General features: G+C 71.6%; 12 protein-coding genes and 1 pseudogene. 12 read left to right on the top strand and 1 reads right to left on the bottom strand.

Annotated features, from left to right (window positions below):
- Nucleotides 1–68 precede the first annotated feature (68 nt).
- The 3 genes and pseudogenes from FGF04_RS41615 to FGF04_RS03550 form a co-directional block, all read left to right on the top strand.
- Nucleotides 69–1,322, top strand: coding sequence for a ricin-type beta-trefoil lectin domain protein (locus FGF04_RS41615; protein WP_149509728.1), 1,254 nt, complete (start codon nucleotides 69–71; stop codon nucleotides 1,320–1,322).
- Nucleotides 1,323–1,469: 147 nt separating this feature from the next.
- Nucleotides 1,470–4,784, top strand: coding sequence for a right-handed parallel beta-helix repeat-containing protein (locus tag FGF04_RS03555; RefSeq protein ID WP_149509727.1), 3,315 nt, complete (start codon nucleotides 1,470–1,472; stop codon nucleotides 4,782–4,784).
- A pseudogene (locus FGF04_RS03550) lies at nucleotides 4,781–5,470 on the top strand (S8 family serine peptidase); the annotation flags it as partial. The gene FGF04_RS03555 and the pseudogene FGF04_RS03550, both read left to right, overlap by 4 nt.
- A gap of 141 nt (nucleotides 5,471–5,611) precedes the next feature.
- Here FGF04_RS03550 and eccCa read toward each other — a convergent pair.
- Complete coding sequence (eccCa, locus tag FGF04_RS03545) at nucleotides 5,612–9,664, bottom strand: type VII secretion protein EccCa (RefSeq protein ID WP_149509725.1); 4,053 nt, start codon at nucleotides 9,662–9,664, stop codon at nucleotides 5,612–5,614.
- A gap of 454 nt (nucleotides 9,665–10,118) precedes the next feature.
- Between eccCa and eccD the strand changes: the two genes are divergently transcribed.
- The 9 genes from eccD to FGF04_RS39890 form a co-directional block, all read left to right on the top strand.
- Nucleotides 10,119–11,525 (top strand): type VII secretion integral membrane protein EccD, encoded by a 1,407-nt coding sequence (gene eccD / locus FGF04_RS03540; RefSeq protein ID WP_149509724.1) that lies wholly within the window; start codon nucleotides 10,119–10,121, stop codon nucleotides 11,523–11,525.
- Between the two features lie 44 nt (nucleotides 11,526–11,569).
- Complete coding sequence (gene eccB, locus FGF04_RS03535; protein WP_149509723.1) at nucleotides 11,570–13,204, top strand: type VII secretion protein EccB; 1,635 nt, start codon at nucleotides 11,570–11,572, stop codon at nucleotides 13,202–13,204.
- Between the two features lie 502 nt (nucleotides 13,205–13,706).
- A complete protein-coding gene (locus FGF04_RS03530) occupies nucleotides 13,707–14,042 on the top strand; it encodes a hypothetical protein (RefSeq protein WP_149509722.1) in 336 nt (111 codons plus the stop codon).
- An 83-nt stretch (nucleotides 14,043–14,125) separates the two neighbouring features.
- Entirely contained in the window at nucleotides 14,126–14,434 is a 309-nt protein-coding gene (locus tag FGF04_RS03525) for a WXG100 family type VII secretion target (protein ID WP_149509721.1), read from the top strand.
- 195 nt (nucleotides 14,435–14,629) lie between these two features.
- Nucleotides 14,630–15,094: a type VII secretion system-associated protein gene (locus FGF04_RS03520; protein WP_149509720.1), complete on the top strand. Its 465-nt coding sequence runs from the start codon at nucleotides 14,630–14,632 to the stop codon at nucleotides 15,092–15,094.
- A gap of 122 nt (nucleotides 15,095–15,216) precedes the next feature.
- Nucleotides 15,217–18,960 carry an AAWKG family protein gene (locus FGF04_RS03515; protein WP_149509729.1) on the top strand — a complete coding sequence of 1,248 codons (3,744 nt, stop codon included), beginning with the start codon at nucleotides 15,217–15,219 and terminating at the stop codon, nucleotides 18,958–18,960.
- A 147-nt stretch (nucleotides 18,961–19,107) separates the two neighbouring features.
- Nucleotides 19,108–19,563, top strand: coding sequence for a YbaB/EbfC family nucleoid-associated protein (locus FGF04_RS03510; protein WP_149509719.1), 456 nt, complete (start codon nucleotides 19,108–19,110; stop codon nucleotides 19,561–19,563).
- A gap of 2 nt (nucleotides 19,564–19,565) precedes the next feature.
- Nucleotides 19,566–19,940 (top strand): hypothetical protein, encoded by a 375-nt coding sequence (locus tag FGF04_RS03505; protein WP_149509718.1) that lies wholly within the window; start codon nucleotides 19,566–19,568, stop codon nucleotides 19,938–19,940.
- 81 nt (nucleotides 19,941–20,021) lie between these two features.
- On the top strand, nucleotides 20,022–20,793 hold a 772-nt coding region (locus tag FGF04_RS39890; protein ID WP_456340024.1), incomplete at its 3' end, for a WXG100-like domain-containing protein.

The following is a 20,793-nucleotide window of genomic DNA, read 5'->3' as shown; positions in this document are numbered from 1 at the left end:
CCCTCCGAGGACGCGCACCGGGACGACGACTCCCCCGCCCCCTGGCCCCACACCACAGGGAGGACCACATGACCCGTCCGGACCAGCGACCCTCCGCCTCCCCGGGCACCTCGTCGAAGCCGGAGGGCGGGGCGACGGCCGCGACCGCACCGGCCGGCTCCGCCGAGCCGACCGGGCCCACCGGGGCGAAGACCACCGGGCCCACCGAAGCGAAGACCACCGAGTCCGCCGAGGCGAAGGCCACCGAGCCAGGGTCCGCGTCCGGAGCCGCCTCCCGGCCCGCACGGACCGAGTCCACCGAGGCGAAGGCCACCGAGGCCGGGCCCGGCACCGGGTCAGCCACACCCGCCCCGTCCGCACCCGCAGGCACTGACACCGACACCGAAGTCGGCGCCGACACCGAGTCCGGCGCGGACCCCGGCGCCGCCGCGGCCGCCCAGAGCCGGCTCCCCGCGCTCGTACGGACCATGACCGCGACCGCGATCGACCGGCCGCGGCAGGAGGCCGGACCGGTCGGACGCCCGGGCCGGGCCGTGCTGGCCGGAGCGGCGGTCGCGGGCGCGCTCCTCGTGTCGGTGCCGCTGCTGATGCTCGGCGGCAACGACGAGGAGGACCGCAGGGGACCGGTGTCGGCGGGCACCGTGCTCGGTGGCGACGGGCAGGAGGAGCCGGGCGAGTTCGCGGCGGCCACCCCCGACACCAGCCCCTCGGCCTCCGCCGCGAAGAAGTCCGCGGACAAGGAGAAGAAGCCGGCCGCGGGAACCTCCGCCTCCGCGAAGGACGAGGACGGCGGCGGATCCAAGGACGGCAGCGGCAAGGACCGGCCGAAGAAGCAGGACGGCGGCGGGAGCGGCAAGACCGACAAGGCGGACAAGGGCGGCGCGAAGGACGACGGCGGCAAGGACCAGCCGGTGAAGTCCGGTTCGGGCGTGACCCTCGGCGCCCCCGTCTCGCTGCGCAGTCACCTCTCGGGCCGCTGCATCGACGTACCGGGCGCCGACTTCGGCGACGGCAAGAAACTGTTCGTGTGGGACTGCAACGGCGGCGTCGCGCAGAAGTGGCGGTTCGCCTCCGACAGCACCGTCCGCATCCAGGGACTGTGCCTGGACGTGGCCAACGCGAACTACAACGACGGCACCCCGATCCAGATCGCCCGGTGCAGCGGCAACGACGCCCAGAAGTTCGTCCTGAACGAGCGCCACGACCTGGTCAACACCGTCGTCGGCAAGTGCGTCGACATCAAGGACAACAACCGGGACAGCGGGGCCTGGCTGCAGTTGTGGAGCTGCGCGGGCACCGACAACCAGAAGTGGAGCGTCTGAGGACGACGCCCGCACCCCGGGAGCAGCACTCCCCGATACCCGTCCGCGCCGCGGGCGGGGCATGATGGCACCGTCGGCTCGCCGACACACGCTCCCGGCGGACGGGGGCGTTCGTTGCAGACGCCCCCGTGGCAAGGAGGTTGGTGCGTGTCGCGCCAGGTACTGACGGTCGGTCCGGGGGACCGGGACCGCTACCGGACGATCGGTGAGGCACTCGCGGTTGCCCGGACCGGCGCACTCATCAGCGTCGCGCCGGGGACGTACGCGGAGAACCTGGTGATCAACACCAGGGTCACCCTCACCGCCGCCGAAGGGCGGGGAACGGTGGAGATCCGCCCGCGTTCGGGCAGCGTGATCGCGCTGCGCGCCGACGCCGTGATGCTCTCCGAAGTGACGTTGCGCGGCGGCGACGCCGAGCTGCCGGCCGTGGACGTGCGGCGCGGGCAGGCCGCGCTCGACGGCTGCGAGATCATCGGCGCCGCGTGGACCGCGATGCTGGCCGGCGGCACGGGTTCGCTCGCGCTGCGGGAGTGCCGGATCAGCAACTCGCAGGGCGCGGGCATCGTGGTCACCTCGACCACGCCCACCACCGTGGAGTCCTGCACCTTCGAGCACCTGGGCACCAGCGGCCTGGTCCTCGCCGAGCAGGGCGAGGCCCGGGTGCGCGGCTGCACGGTGCGCGACGCCCGTGGCAACGGCCTGCTCGCCAACGGCGACTCCCGCGGCACGGTCGAGGACTGCGACATCTCCTCCACCGACAAGCCCTCCATCGCCCTGGAACAGAACTGCTCCCTCTCGGTGGTCCGCACCGTCGTGCACGACACCAGCACCGGCGTGCACCTGAGCAGCTCCGGCCGCACGACGCTGGAGGACGTCCGCGTCACCGGCGCCTCCGGCAACGGCATCACGCTCGCCCAGGGCACCGACCCGGTCCTGCGCCGCTGCCGCGTCTCGCGCACCCGCGGGCACGGCGTGCTGGTCACCGACCGGGCGCGCGGCACCTTCGAGGACTGCTGGGTGGACGGCGCGCAGGGCGCCGCGCTGCGGGTCGCCGGAGCGTCCTCACCGGCGCTGACCGGCCTGACGGTCCGCGACTGCGACCAGACCGGGCTGCTGCTCGAAGAGGACTCGGCGGCGGAGCTGGACCACCTGGAGGTCATCGGCGGCGCGCCCGCCATCTCGGTGCGCGGCGGGGCCAACCCGCTGCTGCGCCGGGCCCGGCTGGTGGAACCCTCGGGCGACGGCATCTCGACGGCCAAGGACGCCCGCGGCCGGGTCGAGGACTGCGAGATCGTCCGGCCGAAGGGCGCGGGTGTCCGCGTGGCCTCCGGCAGCACCCTCTACCTGGCCGGTGGCGGGGTCTCCGACACCGCCACCAGCGGCCTGGTCGTGGAGGACGGCGGCAACGTCACCGTCCGCGACTTCCGCGTCGAGATATCCGGCGAGGAGGGCGTGATCGTGGCCGGGGGCGGCGAACTGACCGCCAACCGCACCACCGTGCACGCCTCCAAGGGCCACGGCTTCCTGCTCCGCGAGGGCGCGCTCGCCTCGCTCAGCGGCTGCGAGGTCTCCGGCGGCGCCCAGGACGGCTTCCGGGTGGAGTCCACCGCGCCGGTCTCCCTGGTGAACTGCCTCGCCCGGGAGAACGAGGGCGGCGGCCTGGTGCAGACCACGCCCGGCGACCGGCTCGCCGTGGACGGCCTGAACAGCACCGGCAACGGCAAGCGGGACGCCTGGGGCTCCGGCAGCGCCGAGAACACCGACCCGGCCGGCTCCGGCGCCGCGGACGCGCCCCCGCCGGACCGCGCGGACGGCCCGCTCGGCGCGCTGAACGCGCTGATCGGCCTGGAGAACGTCAAGCAGCAGGTGCGTACGCTGGTCAACCTGACCCAGCTCGCCCAGCGCCGTGAGCAGCTCGGCATGTCGGCCCCGCCGATGAGCCGCCACCTCATCTTCGCCGGCCCGCCCGGCACCGGTAAGACCACCGTCGCCCGCCTCTACGGGTCGATCCTCGCCGAACTGGGCTCGCTGCGCAGCGGGCACCTGGTCGAGGTCTCCCGCGCCGACCTGGTCGCCCAGGTCGTCGGCGGCACCGCGATCAAGACCACCGAGACCTTTCAGCGGGCGCTCGGCGGCGTGCTGTTCATCGACGAGGCGTACACCCTCTCCTCGGACAGCGGCAACGGCGGCGCCGACTTCGGCCGCGAGGCCGTCGACACCCTGCTGAAGCTGATGGAGGACCACCGCGACGACGTGGTGGTGGTCGCGGCCGGCTACTCGCGCGAGATGGAGTCCTTCCTGGGCTCCAACCCGGGCCTGGCCTCCCGCTTCTCGCGGACCGTCGAGTTCGAGAACTACTCGGTGCCCGAACTGGTCGCCATCATGGAGAACATGTGCGCCCAGCACCAGTACGAGCTGGGCGAGGGCACCGCGGCGGCGCTGGCCGCGCACTTCGAGGCGATGCCGCGCGACAGCGGGTTCGGCAACGGCCGTGCCGCGCGCGGGGTGTTCGAGGAGATGGTGGACCGGCAGGCGGTCCGGCTCGCCTCCCTGCCCACGGTCGGTGAGCACGACCTGCGGCTGCTGCTGCCGGAGGACGTGTCCGTCGCCGCCGCCGCGCAGGCCACCGAGACCGCGGCCCCGGCCGACGACCCGCTGACCCGCCTCGGCGACATGATCGGTCTGGCCGAGGTGAAGCGCGAGGTCGCGGACCTGGTCAACCTCATCACCACCGCCCGCCACCGGGCCGCCGCCGGACTGCCGGTGCCCACGCTCAGCAACCACCTGGTCTTCACCGGACCGCCCGGTACCGGCAAGACCACCGTGGCGCGCCTGTACGGGGAGATCCTCACCCAGCTCGGCATCCTCGAACGGGGCCAGCTGATCGAGGCGGCCCGCGCCGACCTGGTCGGCCGCTACATCGGCCACACCGCGCAGCTCACCCGCGAGGTCTTCGAGAAGGCCCGCGGCGGCGTGCTGTTCATCGACGAGGCGTACACCCTCACCCCGAAGGGCGGCGGCGCCGACTTCGGCCAGGAGGCCGTGGACACCCTGCTGAAGCTGATGGAGGACCACCGCGACGAGGTCGTCGTCATCGTCGCCGGCTACACCGACGAGATGGAGCGCTTCCTCGCCTCCAACCCGGGCCTGTCCTCCCGCTTCCCGCGCCGGATCGGCTTCGCCGACTACTCCTCGGAGGAACTGGTCACCATCGTGCGCGCCCAGGCGACGAGCATGGGGTACGAGTGCGGCGCCGGCACCGGGCCGCTCCTCAAGGAGTACTTCGACTCCGTGCCCCGGGACCGCTCCTTCGGCAACGCCCGCCTGGCCCGCCAGGTGGTCGAGTCGATGGTCACCCGGCAGGCGAGACGGCTCAGTTCGCTGGCCACACCCACCCTGGACGATCTGCGCATCCTCCTCCCCGAGGACGTCGCGTCCGCTGCACCGAAGGCGGCACGATGAGTACGTACGCCCGCGGGGTCGCCCGCCTGCTGTCCGGCACCGGCCTCGCCGCCGCGCTGCTGCTGCCCACCGCCGTCCCGGCGCAGGCGGCCCCCGCGGCCGGCCCGCCCGCGGCCGACGGGAAGGGCCAGGAACTGCCCGGCATGCCCTCCGCGCTCGCCGCGGACGGCGACGGGCCGACCTGCACCCCCGCCTCGAAGGAGAAGGCCAAGAAGCAGGACTGGTCCCGCCAGCGCCTGGACCTGGACCGGCTGCACGGGTACAGCACCGGTGCGGGCGTGACCGTCGCGCTGATCGACACCGGTGTCGTACCGGACGCCACCGGACTCGACGACCGGGTCACCGCCCAGGGCGCGGCCGCCCAGGACTGCGTCGGGCACGGCACCTTCCTGGCCGGACTGATCGCCGGGAACGGCAAGGGGAGCGCACGCCTGACCGGTGTCGCCCCGGCCGCTAAGATCCTGGCCCTGCGCGGCACCGACACCAACGGACAGCCGAGCACGGGCCTGGTGGTGACGGCGGTGCGCGCGGCGATCGCGGCGAAGGCCGAGGTCATCGTGGTCGCGGTGGCCCTGCCGCGCCGTGACGCGGAACTGACCCGCGCCGTCGCCGACGCGCGCGAGGCGGGCGCGCTGGTGGTGGCCGCCGCCACCCCCGACCCGCCCCGCAGCGGCACCGACGAGATCCGACGGGGACTGAGGGTTCGTCGGCTGCGGGGCGGTGGGGGCTGGGCGCGCCCACGCGGCGGAGCCGCACATGTCACAGCCCCGCGCCCCTGAAAAGCAGTGGGGGCCACCTCCGGTGGCCCCCACTGCTTTTCGTTCTGCTCAGTCCGCCTGGGGCTGAGGTTCCACCAGGGTCGTCTGCATCAGTTTCGCCTTGCGGCGGGCTATGTGCAGTGCGCGGCCCGGCGGGAGGTTGCGGGGCTTGGTGTTGCCGAACAGGCTGCCCTCGGTGGGCGGGCAGGACAGCAGGACGGCCGGGTTGTTGGCCTCGTCCAGGCGGCGGATCAGGCCGTCGCTGAGACCGCGCCCCGCGCCCATGGCGCTGCGGGCGACCACCAGGTGCAGCCCCATCTCGAAGCCCAGCGTCAGGTACTCGAACAGCGGCTCCAGGGGACTCTGGAACGAGCTGCCGGAGACCATGTCGTAGTCGTCGATCAGGATGAACAGGCGCGGGCCGGTCCACCAGTCGCACTGACGCATGCGGCTGGGGGCGATGTCGGCGCCCGGGACACGGGTCTTCAGCGCCCGGGCCGCGCCCTCGATGGTCTCCTTGAGGTTGTCCAGGGAGATCACGTGCCCGATGCGGTACTCCTCGGGCACGGTGTCCACCAGGGTGCGGCGGTAGTCCACCACGATGATCTTCGCCTCGGCGGGGGAGTAGCGGGCGGTGATGCCCGCCGTCACGTTGCGCAGCAGGTTGGTCTTGCCGCTCTCCGTGTCGCCCACCACGATCAGGTGCGGGGTGCGGCTGAAGTCGTGCCAGACCGGTTCCAGCGCGTCCTGGTCGATGCCCAGCGGCATGCGCATGCCGCCGCCCTCGGTGGCCTCGGGCGCCGGGACCTCGGTGGCCGGCAGCCGGTGCGGCAGCATCCGCACCTGCGGGGCCGGCGCGCCGGGCCAGTTCCGCGAGACCTTGGTGACCAGGTGGGTGACACCCTCGCCGAGGTCCTCCAGGGAACCGCTGCCGTCCAGCCGGGGCAGCCCGGCGAGGAAGTGCATCTTGGTGTCGGCGGTGATGCCGCGGCCACCGCTGCGCGGCACCGAACGGGCCTTGCGGGTGTCGATCTCGGAGTCCATCGGGTCACCCATCCGCAGTTCCAGGCGGGTGGCCGACTGGTCGCGGACCTGCGCGGACAGCTCCACCCAGCGGGTGGTGGTGATGATCAGGTGGATGCCGTAGTTGAGGCCCCGCGCGGCGAGTTCGTTGAATTTCGCGATCAGGTCGTCGTAGTCCTGGCGGACCGTGGACCAGCCGTCGACCACCATGAACACGTCGCCGAAGGGCTCATCGGGGAACTCCCCGGCGGCACGGCGGCGGCGGTAGGACTGCATGGAGTCGATGGTGTGGTCGACGAAGAACTGCTCGCGCCGGGCGAGCAGGGACATCACCTCGGCGACCGCCCGGTGCACGCGCTCCGGGTTGAGCCGCGCCGCGACACCGCCGACGTGCGGGAGCGCGGCCAGCTGAGAGAGACCGCCGCCGCCGAAGTCCAGGCAGTAGAACTGGATCTCGGCGGGGGTGTGGGTGAGGGCGAGCGCACCGATCAGGGTGCGGGTGAGCGTGGACTTGCCGCTCTGCGAACCGCCCGCGATGGCGACGTGGCCGCCGGCCCCGGAGAGGTCCACCACCAGCGGGTCGCGGCGCTGCTCGAAGGGCTTGTCGACCAGGCCGACCGGAACGCGCAGCTTGCCGGTGCCGCCCCAGCCGGCGGCGGTCAGGCCGCGCTCGGGGTCGACGGTGAGGCCGCCGGGCAGCAGCACGTCCAGCGGCGAGGGCTCGTCCAGTGGGGGCAGCCATACCTGGTGGGCGGCGGGACCCGAGTCGCGCAGCCGGTCGAGGGCCACGGCGAGCAGCGTCTCTTCCTCCTCGTCGCCCTCCTTCGTCTCCGGCTCCGGTTCGGGGGCGGCCTCCAGCGTGCGCGGCACGACCCAGCCACTGGTCCACGGCACCACCTGGCTGGCCACCCGGGCCTGCACCACCGCGCCGGTACGCCGCCGGTAGGTGCCGGAGGAGTACGCGGCACGGAACCGGGTCAGCGACTCCACACCGGACTTCAGGTAACCGCTGCCGGGCTGGGCCGGCAGCTCGTAGGCGTCCGGCACGCCGAGCACGCCGCGGCTCTCCATGGCGGAGAAGGTGCGCAGGCCGACCCGGTAGGAGAGATGGCTCTCCAACTGGTGCATACGGCCTTCGTCCAGGCGCTGCGAGGCGAGCAGCAGGTGCACCCCGAGGGAGCGGCCGAGGCGGCCGATCATCACGAACAGGTCCATGAACTCCCGGTGCGTGGACAGCAGCTCGCTGAACTCGTCGACCACGACGAACAAGCTGGGCAGCGGGGTCAGGTCGGTCCCCGCGGCACGGGCCCGCTCGTACTCCAGGGCGGAGGTGTAGTTGCCCGCGGCGCGCAGCAGTTCCTGGCGGCGCATGAGTTCGCCGTGCAGGGCGTCCTGCATGCGCTCCACCAGGGCCACCTCGTCGGCGAGGTTGGTGATGACCGCGGAGGTGTGCGGCAGCTCCTCCAGGCCCAGGAACGTGGCACCGCCCTTGAAGTCGACCAGGACGAAGTTCAGGGTCTCGGAGGAGTTGGTCAGCGCGAGGCCGAGGACGAGGGTGCGCAGCAGCTCGCTCTTGCCGGAGCCGGTGGCGCCGATGAGCATGCCGTGCGGGCCCATGCCGCCCTGGGCGGACTCCTTGATGTCCAGCTCCACCGGGCGCCCGTCCACGCCGACCGCCACCGGCACCCGCAGCCGGGCGGAGCCGCTGTGCCGGGCGAAGAGGGTGGCCGGGTCGTGCCGGTGCAGGTCGGGGATGCCGAGCAGCGTGGTCAGTTCGACGTCGGCGTCCAGCGGCTGCGCGATGTCGGTGCCCAGGCTGATCCGGCGGGAGGTGAGCAGCCGGGCCAGCGACTCCGCGCCGAGCGTACCGAGACGGTCCGGACGGCCGAGCGCGACGGAACGCTCCTTGCGGCTGCGGTCGGTGCGCACCAGGTTCACCCGGTCGGCGCCGACGGTGAGGCGCAGCGTGTTGCGGCCCGGCCGCCAGCGCAGCGACCCGGAGACGTCGAGGACCACGGCGTTGCGGTAGCCGTGCCCCTCCCAGCGGTGCCCCTCGGGGACGGTGACGCCGTCCAGGACGATCACGGTGTAGGGCTCGTCACGGCCGGGCCGGGCGTCCGGGTCGAACCCGGGCCGCTCGGCGAACTCCGCGCCGAGCAGGTCGTCCAGCTCGGTGAGGTCGGCGGTGATCCGGCGGACCTGCCCGGCGCCGTCCTCCTCGTGCGGGTGCAGGGCGTGCGGCAGCCACTTGACCCACTCCCAGTCGGGCCGCCGCTCGTCGCTGACGCAGACCGCGAGCCACAGCTCCTCGGGCGCGTGGAACACCGCGAGCTGGCCGAGCGCGGCGCGCACCAGGGAACGTACGGCGTCGGTCGGGTCCGGCAGCGGAGCGGCGGCCTCGGACCGGGCCGCGCCGAGCTCCCCGCTCGGCGGGACGGTCGCCTCGGCGGCCGACTGGTCCGCGGACGGCTGGTCGGCGGCCCCCTCGGGGCGCACCAGGATCCGGGCCGAGGAGCGCAGGTACAGGCCCAGCGGCTGGTCGGGCACGGTCGAGTAGGCGCGGATGAAGCGGCGCAGGGCGTGCGCGGTGAGCGGCTCCAGGTCCTCCACCGGGCGGGTCGAGACCGGCTCCAGGGTCAGCGCGAGCTGCTGCTCGCCGACCGCGAGCCGGGCCTCGCCGAAGTCCTCGTCGCTCGGACGGCGTTCCCACAGGCGCGAGGTGCGGGCCAGCGAGCGCAGCGAGGCGGGGTCCGGGTGGCGCCAGGCGAGCGCCCGCTGCTGCTCCACGATGGTGGAGCGGACCCGCTTGCGCATCTGCGCCAGGTAGCGGAGGTAGTCGCGGCGTTCGCCCTTCAGGCGCTGCTTGCGCTCGCTGGAGCGGCGCATCAGCTGCCCCAGCAGCATGGCACCGGCGGAGAGCGCCATGACGCCCATCGCCAGGTACATGAAGACGCCGTTCCCGCCGCCGGGGCGCAGGAACATCAGCATCATCGACACCGACATCAGCGCCATCGGCAAATAGGTCCATATCGCCGAGGTGTCGGGCACCGTCTCGGCGAGGACCGGTGGCTCCTGCAGGGTCAAATGACCCTCGGGCATCTCCGGTCCGCGTCTGCGGGCCGGCCGGCGAAACAGCACCACACTCAAGGAACGAAACCTCCGGTTTCACTGACTTTCCGGCCCGCACCGAATACCGGCGCACCCGGCAGCGGGAAAGACCGTACCGGGCCGATTCTCCGGTGCCCGCGTCGGGCCGCGAACGCCGGGGTGAATGTTTCGGGCGGATAGCGCGGACGGGCAACTCCCGTGAAGGAGAACTCCGGACCGGACAATGAGTCCGGTCCGCAACACGATCCGCCGGGCGTAGGCAGTAGTCTGCATTCACGGAACGCGACCTGTCCACGTGGGAGAGGCGGTCGCCGGCGGCGCGGACACAATTCTCCTGCCCAGTACCCCCCGTTCCTGGCCGCGCCGGCCTTCCGTACCCTTCGCAGGTCCCCCTCCCGGGGAAGTCCTCCTGTCAAAGCCCCCACGGAAGACGAGAGTTCAGCTGATGACCGACAGCGCTGTGGCCGAACTGTGCCGCCTGACCGTACGTGCGCCGAGCGTCTCCGTCGATCTGGCCGTACCCGCCGACGTGCCGGTCGCCGATCTGCTGCCCACGCTGCTGCGTTACGTCGGCGAGGAAGCCGAGGAAGCCGGTCTCGACCACGCAGGCTGGGTGCTCCAGCAGCTCGGCGACGCCCCGCTCGACGAGGAGACCACCCTCGCCCGCGCCGGGCTGGCCGACGGAGCCGTGCTGTATCTGCGCCCGCACACCGAGGCCCTGCCCGAGGCGCGGCTCGACGACCTGGTGGACGGCATAGCCGACACCGCGGCCCGCAAACTGCACACCTGGCACCCCGACGCGGCCCGCGGGCTCCTGGTCGGCGCCGCGGTGGCGACCGTGGCGGCCGGCCTGGCCCTGGTGCTCTGGCCGGGGGCGACCGCCTCCGGCTCCCGCCAGGTCGCCTTCGCGGCGGTGACCGGGCTGCTGCTGCTCGCGGGCGCCGGCTCGGCCAGCCGCGCGGTCGGCGACCGCGTCTCCGCGACCGCCCTCGCCCTGCTGGTCGCACCCTGTCTGGCCCTGGCAGGCTGGCTGCTGCCCGGCGGCGACCTCACCGGCCCGGACGCGGCCCAGGTCGTGGGCGCCCGGCTGCTCGCCGCCGGCGCCGCGGGTGCGGGCGGCGCGGTCCTCGCGCTCGCCGCCACCGCGGTCGGCGCCCCGGCCCTCTTCACCACCGCGATCGTCTCGGTGGCGACCGCTCTCACCGGCGCCCTCATGGGGTACTCCGGCCTGTCCGTGCCCGCCTCGGCCGCGCTCGTGGCGACCGTGGTCGCCCTCGCCGCCGGAGCGGTGGCACCGTTCGCCTTCAAGCTGGCCGGGATGCGGCTGCCCTCGCTGCCGTCCTCCGCCGCCCAGCTCCAGGAGGGCATCGAGCCCTACGCGGGCGACGAGGTCGCCGAGCGCACCGAACTGGCCGGACGCTGGGTCACCGCGCTCTTCGCCGCCACCGGCACCGTCGCCGTGGCCGCCCTGGTCGTCCTGACCCACGGCCCGAACCTGCCCGAGGTGCTGACCTCCGTCGGGCTGAGCCTGCTGCTGCTCCTGCACAGCCGCGGCCTGGTGCACATCGGCCAGCGGCTGACCCTCGCCGTGCCCGGCGTCCTGGGCCTGCTGCTGCTCGCCCGCGCCTGGGCGGTGGACGACGGCGGCGACCTGCGCGTGATCGTCTTCGCGGTGCTGCTCGGCGCCGCCGCCTCGCTGGTGATCGCCGCCTGGACGGTGCCCGGCCGCCGGATGCTGCCGTACTGGGGCCGCGCGGCCGAGCTGGCGCACACCGGCCTCGCGGTCGCGCTGCTGCCGCTCGCCCTCTGGGCGGCGGGCCTCTTCGGCTGGCTGCGCGGCCTGTTCGGCTGAGCACACCCCCACGTCGCGGCACGAGAAGGAGTTGAGGAGAGGCCGTGCAGTCCAAACGAGACCAGGTACACGCCCACACGTTCCTGATGGGCAGGCTCAGTTCGAGCCTGCTGATGGCCGACCCGGACGCCCCGGAGAGCCCGCTCGGGCGCACCACCCGGGGTGTGGTCTTCGGTGTGCTGGTCACCGTGCTGATCGGCGCGGGCGCCACCGTCTACGGCCTGCTGCGTCCCGGCGGCAACGACGGCTGGCGCGACGGCGAGCACCTGGTGGTCAACCGCGACACCGGCGCCCGGTACCTGTGGACCGGCACCGACGGCGTACTGCACCCGGTGCGCAACTACGCCTCGGCCAAGCTGATCGGCGGCTCCGACCTCCCGACCGCCGACGTGCGCACCCCCTCCTTGCGGGGCGTCCCGGTGGGTGCCCCGGTCGGCATCCCGGGCGCCCCCGACGCCGTGCCCGAGCCCGGCCAGCTCGACGACGGCGCCTGGCACATGTGCGTCACCGGACCGGAGGGGGCCCTGCCCAACACCTCCGGTGTCGTGACGACCACCGGGGTGGACGCGCCGGGGGCCACCACCGTGGCGGCCGGGATGTCCCTGGACTCCCGCGGCATCGGCCGCGACCGCGGTGTGCTGGTCAGCGGCCCCGACGACACCGAGTACCTGGTGTGGCGGGGCAGCAGGCTGCCGCTGGACCGCGCCTCCGACGCCCGCAACGCCCTCGGCTACGGCTCCCAGAAGCCGATGCCGGTCTCGGCGGCCTTCCTCGACGCGCTGGCCCCCGGCCCCGCCCTGAAGCCGCCCGCGGTGCCGGGGCGCGGCGGCAAGGGCCCCACCCTCGGCGGTGAGGCCAGCCGGATCGGCCAGCTGTTCAAGGTCAGCGTGCCCGGCGGCGGCAGCACCTACCACCTGCTGCGCGAGGACGGCCTGGTGCCGCTGACCCGGCTCGGCGCCGCCCTGGTGCTCGGCGACCCGGCCACCCAGAAGGACGCCTACCAGGGGCAGTCGCCCGAGGTGCGCACGGTCGGCGCGGACGCGCTGCGCGAGCACCGGGCCGACGGCGCCGACGCCACCGCGTCCGCGGAGCTGCCGGACGCGCCGCCCCTGCCGCAGTCCACGGAGCGCGGCATGGCGCTCTGCGCGCAGGTCGACGGCGACGACGGCGGCGTACGAATCAGGTCGGTCCTGGTCCCGCTCGCCCAGCTCACGCCCGTCGCGGTGTCCCAGGGCACCTCGGAGCCGCTGGAGCCGGCCTGCGTCCCGACGGACGCCACGGTGGTGCGGCCGGGGCACGGCGCCCTGGTGCGGGCCCTGCACGCGAGCGGCGCCGCGCACGCCGGAACCACCTACCTGGTGGCGGAGAACGGCGTGAAGTACCGGGTGTCCGCCAAGGAGTCGCTGGGGGCACTGGGGTACAAGGCGGGGGACATCGCGTCCGTCCCGGCCCCCCTGCTCGCGGCCTTCCCGACCGGCGCGGACCTCGACGCGAATGCCGCCACCGGTGCCACGGAGCCGAAGGTGACGGCTCCGCAGTGCGGCACCGCGGGCCGGACGGACAAGGACGGGAAGACCGAGAAGGCCGAGAAGACCGACAAGGCCGAGGGAGCCGGGGAGGTCGAGGAGGCCGGCAACGGGGGCGAAGCGGTCACGGCGGGCGCAGCGGCACAGAACTGACACCACGTGACGATCGCGGCGGGAACGCCCGCGGCGCCCGGGAAAAAGAAAAAAGAAAAGAAGTCGTGGAGGTAAAGGCGGAGCCGAACTCGGCGGTGGCGGCATGAAGTCGCCGCCGCCGTACGGCATCATGGAGAAGGTTACTCGCGGGAAACCTCAGAAGAAGCTCAGACTTATCGGCGGTCTACGCCCGTTGAATACCGTAGGGGTACGCAAAAAACCCGGCGCGGTTCTCCTCCGTGACCGTTCGGTCTCTTCGCGTGCCCGCTTCGCGCCCGTTTCGCGGGTGCTGCGCGGGGGTTCGCGCCCGTTTCCCCCGCAGGTGCGGCGCCCCTGTTCATCCCGCCGCAACGTTCGCACAACTCCGGCGGCATACAGGCGAATTCTACCGAACCGGTTGTTGCCCACATCTTTCCTGCACGCGTTGCGCGGAACCCTGTTTTCTCTTTAGCCTCAGCGGGCAACGGTGCGACGAGACGCGCCTGAACGAAGGGAGCGTGACATGGCGGACAGCGCCGCAAGGAAAGCTGACTATGCCAAGGGCTTGGGAGGTGTCTCCTCCCTGGAGACGGCTCGCGACCAGGTCGAGAAGACCCAGAACAACGTCTCCGAGATCGCCGCGCGGTCCGGCGTCGGCGGCGACGAGGGCCAGGCCCTGCTGAAGCTCTTCCGCAGCTGGAACGCCGAGGCGCAGAAGGTCGTCATCCAGATCAGCACGATGATCGACGCGCTCCAGGAGAACGTGACCTCCGCCAACCGCCTGGCGAAGGAGAACCAGGACCTCACCGAGATCCTGAACAGCAAGACCAGCCAGGGCGTCTTCGAAGCACTGAGCTGAACCCGTCGCGGTACCGGGGCACTTCGGTGAACCGGTCTTCGTGAGCTTCCCGGGCCCCGTGCCCGCCTTCGAGAGGAGACGTCATGGCCGACGGCATCATTGACGTGCAGTACCCCAAGGTCCAGCAGGCCATCGAGGAACTGATGGAGCAGACCCAGGTCATCATCACCACCCTCAACAACCTGGAGGACGAGCTGAAGCCGCTCGTCAACACCTGGGAAGGTGCGGACCAGGAGCAGTACCGCGTGGTCCAGGCGGAGTGGGACAACGCCACCAAGAACATGGCGCGGCTCCTCGGCGACAACGGCGAGCTGATCCGGACCATCCACGACAACCACTCCCGTGACGAGCGCAGGAGCGCCGACAACTGGGGCAACGTACGGGCCCGCTAGGGTTCTGGTCCCAGGGCCTGTCCCGGGGCACCCCTCCGTCCTGAGGGCGGGGCCCGGCGTCACGCGCAGGTAGTACCCAGGCGCCGAACCGCCCGCATGGCGGCCCCATGCGGGCGGTTGAGGCAACGGCTCCCGCCCCCCGGAGCCGTCCCGCTCCTCCCACCCGTCCGGAACCCAGCAGCAGGAGATCGTCCCATGGCCGGTGAAAAGGCCGACGTCAAGCATTTCGACCTCAAGCAGATGGAGAACTTCCGGGACAACGAGGTGTCGCCGGTCTACACCGCCGCCAAGAAGCACCGCGAAGAGGGCGACGGGTCCACCATCCGCCCGCTCGGGCACCTCGTCGACGGGCACACCACCGCGGACAACCTCGACCAGAACCAGCAGCTCCTGCGCATCGGCAAGATGGCCACCGAGCCCCTGGTGTCGGGACCGAAGCTGATCGAGGGCATCCGCACCACCGCGGAGGCCATCGACAAGCTGCTGGGCGACCAGATGGACCTCTTCAAGGAACTGAAGGAGGCCCTGACGGACACCATCGAGGAAGCGAACAAGACCAAGAACAAGAACCTGGACTCGATCGACGCGCAGACTCTGCTGCAGACCTTCGAAGAGGTCGACACCCTCACCGCCGGCGGCACGGAAGAGGAAGACGACTGACCCCGCCCGCGCCGGCGGTGGCCACGGCCGACCGGCGCGTCCCGTAAGACACCCACGCCCGCGCACCCGTACGAAGACACGGTGTGCCGGTGCGGACGACAACCGACCAGAAAGGGCGCCCGGTGGCCGATCGCTACGACCCCAACTCCGGCACCAACCTCGACAAGTTCGACAACGCCGGCGACCCGTCGAGTGACACCTGGGCCACCCTGGTCAAGCACATCACCGGTTATCCCGTGCCGGACCGCAGCACCATCTTCGACACGCTCCGCTCCGACCACGGCGGCAAGCTCTTCCGGATGGACATCAAGGAGCGCAGCCTCAGCCTGATGGTCAAGGACTCCGGGTTCCTGACCAACACCGGCGAGGACTACGACATCTTCTTCTTCGACGGCGGCAAGAAGACGTCGATCAGGCAGGCCCGGATCGTGTTCGAGGGCCGCGTGAAGGCCGGCGAGGAGATCATCTTCGCCGCCCCCGGCTCCGACAACGTCAACGACGCCCAGGTCCGTGAGGGCAACGAGTTCACGGACTACAACAAGGACAAGATGTCCACCATCCCGCTCGCCCGGTACATGAACGGGCCGCGGACGGCGCTCCTGGAGCTGCTGCGGGGCGGCACCCAGAACGCGCGCTTCAGCAACCTGGGCGTGGGCGGCAGCGACGCGGTCGACCTGAGCTCCTTCAACAGGACCGGTGAGTCCTTCGACTACGCCGCCAAGTTCTTCCGGGACCACCAGGTGGTCCTGAAGGACTGGGAGGACCGTTTCGGCAAGGACGACGCGAGCTGGAAGGGCGAGGCCGCGGAAGTCTTCCGCAGCCTGATCAAGAAGATCCGCGAGAACTACGACGCCTACATCGAGACCTTCGACTCCTCGGCCGGCACCGGCGACGAGACCGGCACCGGCAACACGGTGTACTCCCGTGCCCTCTCCCTGGGCCGCAAGTACCTGGAGGACTCCGCCAGCAAGCTGCTGGACGCCTGGCTCGCCTGGGCCAAGTCCCCGTACTACGACCCGCACCAGGTGCTGCGCTACGTCCTGGACGACCTCGCCCAGTGGGTGGACGCCAACAACGTCGCCAAGACGAAGATCACGTCCACCACCTACCGCTACACCACCACCGTCCGGCACAGCCCGCAGGGCGGCTTCACCCAGACGCACCCCGAGTACGGCGACCTGACCGACATCGCCAACTGGGCCAAGGTCGGCGACAAGGCGGTCAAGATCTGGAGCCAGGGCGTCGAGGAGTACCTGAGCAAGCCCGCCGCCACGGTGCAGTCCAACCTGAACAACCACTTCCTCGAACTCGGCGAGGACTTCTCGGAGAACGTGCCCAAGCCGAAGTCGACCAGCACGGCTTCCGAGGAGTACGAGAAGCAGCAGGCCGAGAAGGAGAAGGAGGAGATCAAGAAGCAGAACGAGGAGAACAAGAAGTACCAGGACGAGCTGCGCGCCGAGCAGGAGAAGCAGCGCGAGGAGGACAAGAAGTACCAGGAGGAACTGCGGGAGGAGCAGCGGAAGCAGCGCGAAGAGGACAAGAAGTACCAGGACGAGCTGCGCGCCGAGCAGAAGGCGGAGCAGGACGAGGCCAAGCGCGAGGCCGACAAACTGCGCGAGGAACAGAACCAGCAGCGCGAAGAGGACAAGAAGTACCAGGACGAGCTGCGCAACGAGCAGAAGGCCGAGCAGGACGAGGCCAAGCGCGAGGCCGAAGAGCTGCGCAACGAGCAGAACCAGCAGCGCGACGAGGACAAGAAGTACGCGGACGAGCTGCGCGCCGAGCAGAAGGCGGAGCAGGAGGCGGCCAAGCGCGAGGCCGAGGAGCAGGCCAAGGCGGTGGAGGAGAGCCTCGGCGGGATCAACGACCCCAACAGCGCGCTCAACGACCCCAACGCGGTCACCACGGAGAACCTCGACAGCCTCGACGACCTGCTGAACCAGAACAACGCGGTCACCACCGAGAGCCCGGGCACCATCGACGACATCAACGGCACCGGCAACGGCCAGACCGACCTGGGCCCGGTCACCCAGCAGCTCGGCAGCCTCGGTGGCATCAACGGCGGGGGCGGCGCCCTCAACACCCCGACCGGCGGCAAGACCCAGGCCGACGGAGGCAAGCTCACCACCGAATTCCCGGACGGCAGCAGCACCTCCTTCAACCCCGACAACGGGATGCTCACCACCACGTCGCCCGACGGCACCGTCACCACGCAGGACCTGGGCGACGGCCTGAAGGTGACGAACCCCGACGGTTCGGTGACCTCGCTGGGCGACGACGGGAAGCTGACGACCACCTTCCCGGACGGCACCACCCAGACCGTCGACCCCGCCACCGGCCAGGCGATCACCACCAACCCGGACGGCTCGACCACCACGACCGACCTGGGCAGCCTCACCGACCTCAACGGCAGCCTCAACGGCGACGGCGTGCTCGACGGCCCGACCGGCACCAGCACCCAGCTGAACAACGCGGGCGAGCTCACCACCGACTTCCCCGACGGCAGCAGCACCTCCTTCGACCCCGACAGCGGGATGCTCACCAGCACCTCCCCGGACGGCACCGTCACCACGCAGGACCTGGGCGACGGCCTGAAGGTGACGAACCCCGACGGTTCGGTGACCTCGCTGGGCGACGACGGGAAGCTGACGACCACCTTCCCGGACGGCACCACCCAGACCGTGGACCCGTCGACCGGCCAGGCGGTCACCACCGACCCGGACGGCACCACCACGACCGAGGACCTGGACAACCTGGGCAACCTCAACGGCCAGAACAGCCAGAGCGACCTCAACGGCCTGAACGACCTCAACAACAGCCTGGACGACCTGAACGACATCACCACCGAGTCGCTCGGCGACCTCGGGGACCTCAACAGCGACGGGTCCGCCCTGGAGACCCCGACCGGCGGCGAGGTCCAGCTCGACGACAACGGCGACTTCATGACGACGTTCGAGGACGGCAGCACGTCCACGTTCGACCCGGACAACGGAATGCTCACCACCACCGACGCGGACGGCAACACCACGACCGCCGACCTCACCCACGGCGCGCGGATCGCCAACTCGGACGGCTCCTTCACCAGCCTGGACAACGGCCAGCTGACCACCACCTTCCCGGACGGCAGCAAGCAGGTCATCGACCCGGACACCGGCATCGCCACCGTCACCGACCCGCAGGGCCGCACCGAGACGGTGGACCTGCACGACCTCAACTCGTCCCTCGACAACGACAGGTCCGTCCTCGACGGCCTGGGCGACCTCAACGGCGTCGGCGACCTGGACCTGGACGGCCTCGGCGGCAGCGGTGGCAGCGGCGGCGGCACCACCTCCCGCGACGTGCCGCTCTCCGAACTGGGCCTGGGCGGCGGCTCCGGCGGCGGGTCCTACGGCGGCCTCTCCGGCACGGACTCCCTGTCCTCGGACTTCCAGGGCAACGGCGTCGCCCCCCTCTCGGACGGCGCGGGCTCCCCGCTGACCGCCGCCGCGGCGGCCGGCCCCGCGGCCGGCMCCCCGGGCGCCCCCGGCATGCCCGGCAGCCCCGGCATGCCGATGGGCGGCGGCGCGGGCGGCATGGGCGCGGGCGGCGACAAGGGCAACGGCGAACGGGTGCGCTCCGTCCTGGTCGACGCCGCCGAGGAGAGCGAGCGGCGCAACCGCCGCCGGCGCAGCCCGTGGAACCGCCAGGAGGACAACGACACCTTCCTCGCGCCGTCCCGGGTCAACACCACCGGCGGCAACGGCGACTCCACCCAGGAGGAGACGGAGCCGGGCCGCAGGGTCACCAGCTCCGCCGACTACCTGGAGGAGGACGAGGACGTGTGGGGCACCGAAGAGGGCGGCACCCCGGCCGTCATCGGCCGGTGACCGCGGCGCGAACCCGGCACGACCACCGAGGAGAGACGAATCCCACCCGGTTCCGGCTTCCGTAACCGGGCCCTCACCAGGCAAGATCAGCACAGCAGTTGTCCCACCGGTCAGCTGCGGGGACCCACGGAGAAAGGGGGAGCGGACGTGACGGAGCCGCTGGAGAAGCGTCTGGAGAAGGCGATGGCCGAACTCCAGGCCGCCCAGGAGGGCCTCGCGCGCACCGAACGCGAGCTGCGCCAGGCGTCGTTCGCCGTCCTCTCCTCCGACCGCGCGGTCCGCGCGAGCGTGGGCCCGCAGGGCGAGCTGACCAGGATCGAGTTCCTGGAGAACAAGTACCGTGACATGTCCCCCCAGGAGCTGGCCGCCAGCGTCCTGGAGGCGGCGAACGCGGCACGCGTGAAGATGAACCGGCACGTGATGAAGGCGATGGCGCCCTTCACCGAACCGAGCAGCAACGTGCCGGAGCTGAAGGGCTTCGAGCTGGACTGGGAGCGGATCTTCGGCCCCGAGGTCCTGCAGGACGACGACGAGGACACGGCGCGCGGCGGCCAGGCCACCCCCGCCTGGCGGGACGCGCTCGGCGAGGACGGGGAGGACTGACCATGGGCGAGCGCTACTACGTCGACCCGCAGCGCATCGAGGCCCTGGCCGGGCAGCTGGAGGAGATCGGCAGCCTGGCCAGGAGCATGACCGAGGAGTTCCTCGACGAGCTGGCCCCCACCGTCAAGTGGCCCGGCACCGAAGGCGAGTTCGCGGAGAAGGCCAAGCCGCAGGAGCAGAAGGAGCGGCAGACCACCAAGGAGACGATGATGTCCATCCGCGACGCGCTGGTGGGCATCACCGACGCCACGGTCAGCCAGGTCCGCCTGATGAAGACCACCCGTGACGGCAACATCGAGGCCATCGAGCAGAACAACAGGGAGCTCGACACCCACGGCCTGGACGGCAACGGCACCGGCGGGCATGGCCGCCGCTGACCCGCGCTCCGCCGGCCGCTCCCGCCTCGTGCCGGGAGCGGCCGTTCAGGCGTGCCCGCGTGACCACCGGGGCGGCCCACGATGAGCATGATGGCGTCGCCCGAGGTCAACGCGATGCTCTTCATCCTCACCGGTGAGAAGCTCATCGACGCCGACGAGGATCTCGCCTACGACAGCCGCCAGCCGTACTCCGGCCTGGGCCGCAAGCTCAACAGGATGTCCTCGCTGATCGAGAAGTCGATCCACGACATCGCCCAGGTCATGCCGGACGACCTGGCGAAGTCGTACGGCAAGGCGATGGGCATGCTCATCGACGACGGCGGCAAGAACTACCTGCGCGACTTCGCCGAGCAGCTCGACAAGATCGCCGAGGGCCGGCGCAAGACCTCCATGGACATCATGGAGTCCAAGTGGCAGGTCATCGCCGAGGTCATCCGGCTGCTCATCGAGATCGCCATCTACCTGGCGATGTCCTTCTTCACCGGCGGCGCCTCGGCCAGCCAGATCATGATGGCCAAGCTGCGCAGCCGGTTCATGATCCTCACCACGCTGAGCCACCTGCTGCAGCGCCTGCACATCGCGCCCTCGCTGACCGAGGCGTTCGCCGAGGCCTTCACCACCTTCGCGGTCCGGCTGGCGATGATGAACTTCGCCCCCAACGGCCGCCGCCCCGACGGCTTCGACTGGAAGGACATCCTCAAGTCGGCCGCGTTCGGCGCCGCCGCCGGCTTCCTGACGAGCGTCTTCGACAAATTCGCGAAGGACATCGTCAAGGGCTACGACAACAACTTCCTGAAGAACGGGTCCGACCTCAACTTCAAGAATCCGCCCAACATCAAGAACCCGCCGAAGC

The sequence above is a fragment of the Streptomyces apricus genome, from assembly GCF_008369065.1.
Lineage (GTDB): Bacteria > Actinomycetota > Actinomycetes > Streptomycetales > Streptomycetaceae > Streptomyces > Streptomyces apricus.
Note: the sequence above shows the minus strand (reverse complement) of the source record. Positions and strands in the feature narration are given on the sequence as shown.

Excerpts from the sequence above, each read along its gene's own strand:
- FGF04_RS41615 (WP_149509728.1), top strand. The coding sequence starts at position 69 with ATGACCCGTCCGGACCAGCGACCCTCCGCCTCCCCGGGCACCTCGTCG.
- eccCa (WP_149509725.1), bottom strand. The coding sequence starts at position 9,664 with ATGCCCGAGGGTCATTTGACCCTGCAGGAGCCACCGGTCCTCGCCGAG.
- eccD (WP_149509724.1), top strand. The coding sequence starts at position 10,119 with ATGACCGACAGCGCTGTGGCCGAACTGTGCCGCCTGACCGTACGTGCG.
- FGF04_RS03530 (WP_149509722.1), top strand. The coding sequence starts at position 13,707 with ATGGCGGACAGCGCCGCAAGGAAAGCTGACTATGCCAAGGGCTTGGGA.
- FGF04_RS03525 (WP_149509721.1), top strand. The coding sequence starts at position 14,126 with ATGGCCGACGGCATCATTGACGTGCAGTACCCCAAGGTCCAGCAGGCC.
- FGF04_RS03520 (WP_149509720.1), top strand. The coding sequence starts at position 14,630 with ATGGCCGGTGAAAAGGCCGACGTCAAGCATTTCGACCTCAAGCAGATG.
- FGF04_RS03505 (WP_149509718.1), top strand. The coding sequence starts at position 19,566 with ATGGGCGAGCGCTACTACGTCGACCCGCAGCGCATCGAGGCCCTGGCC.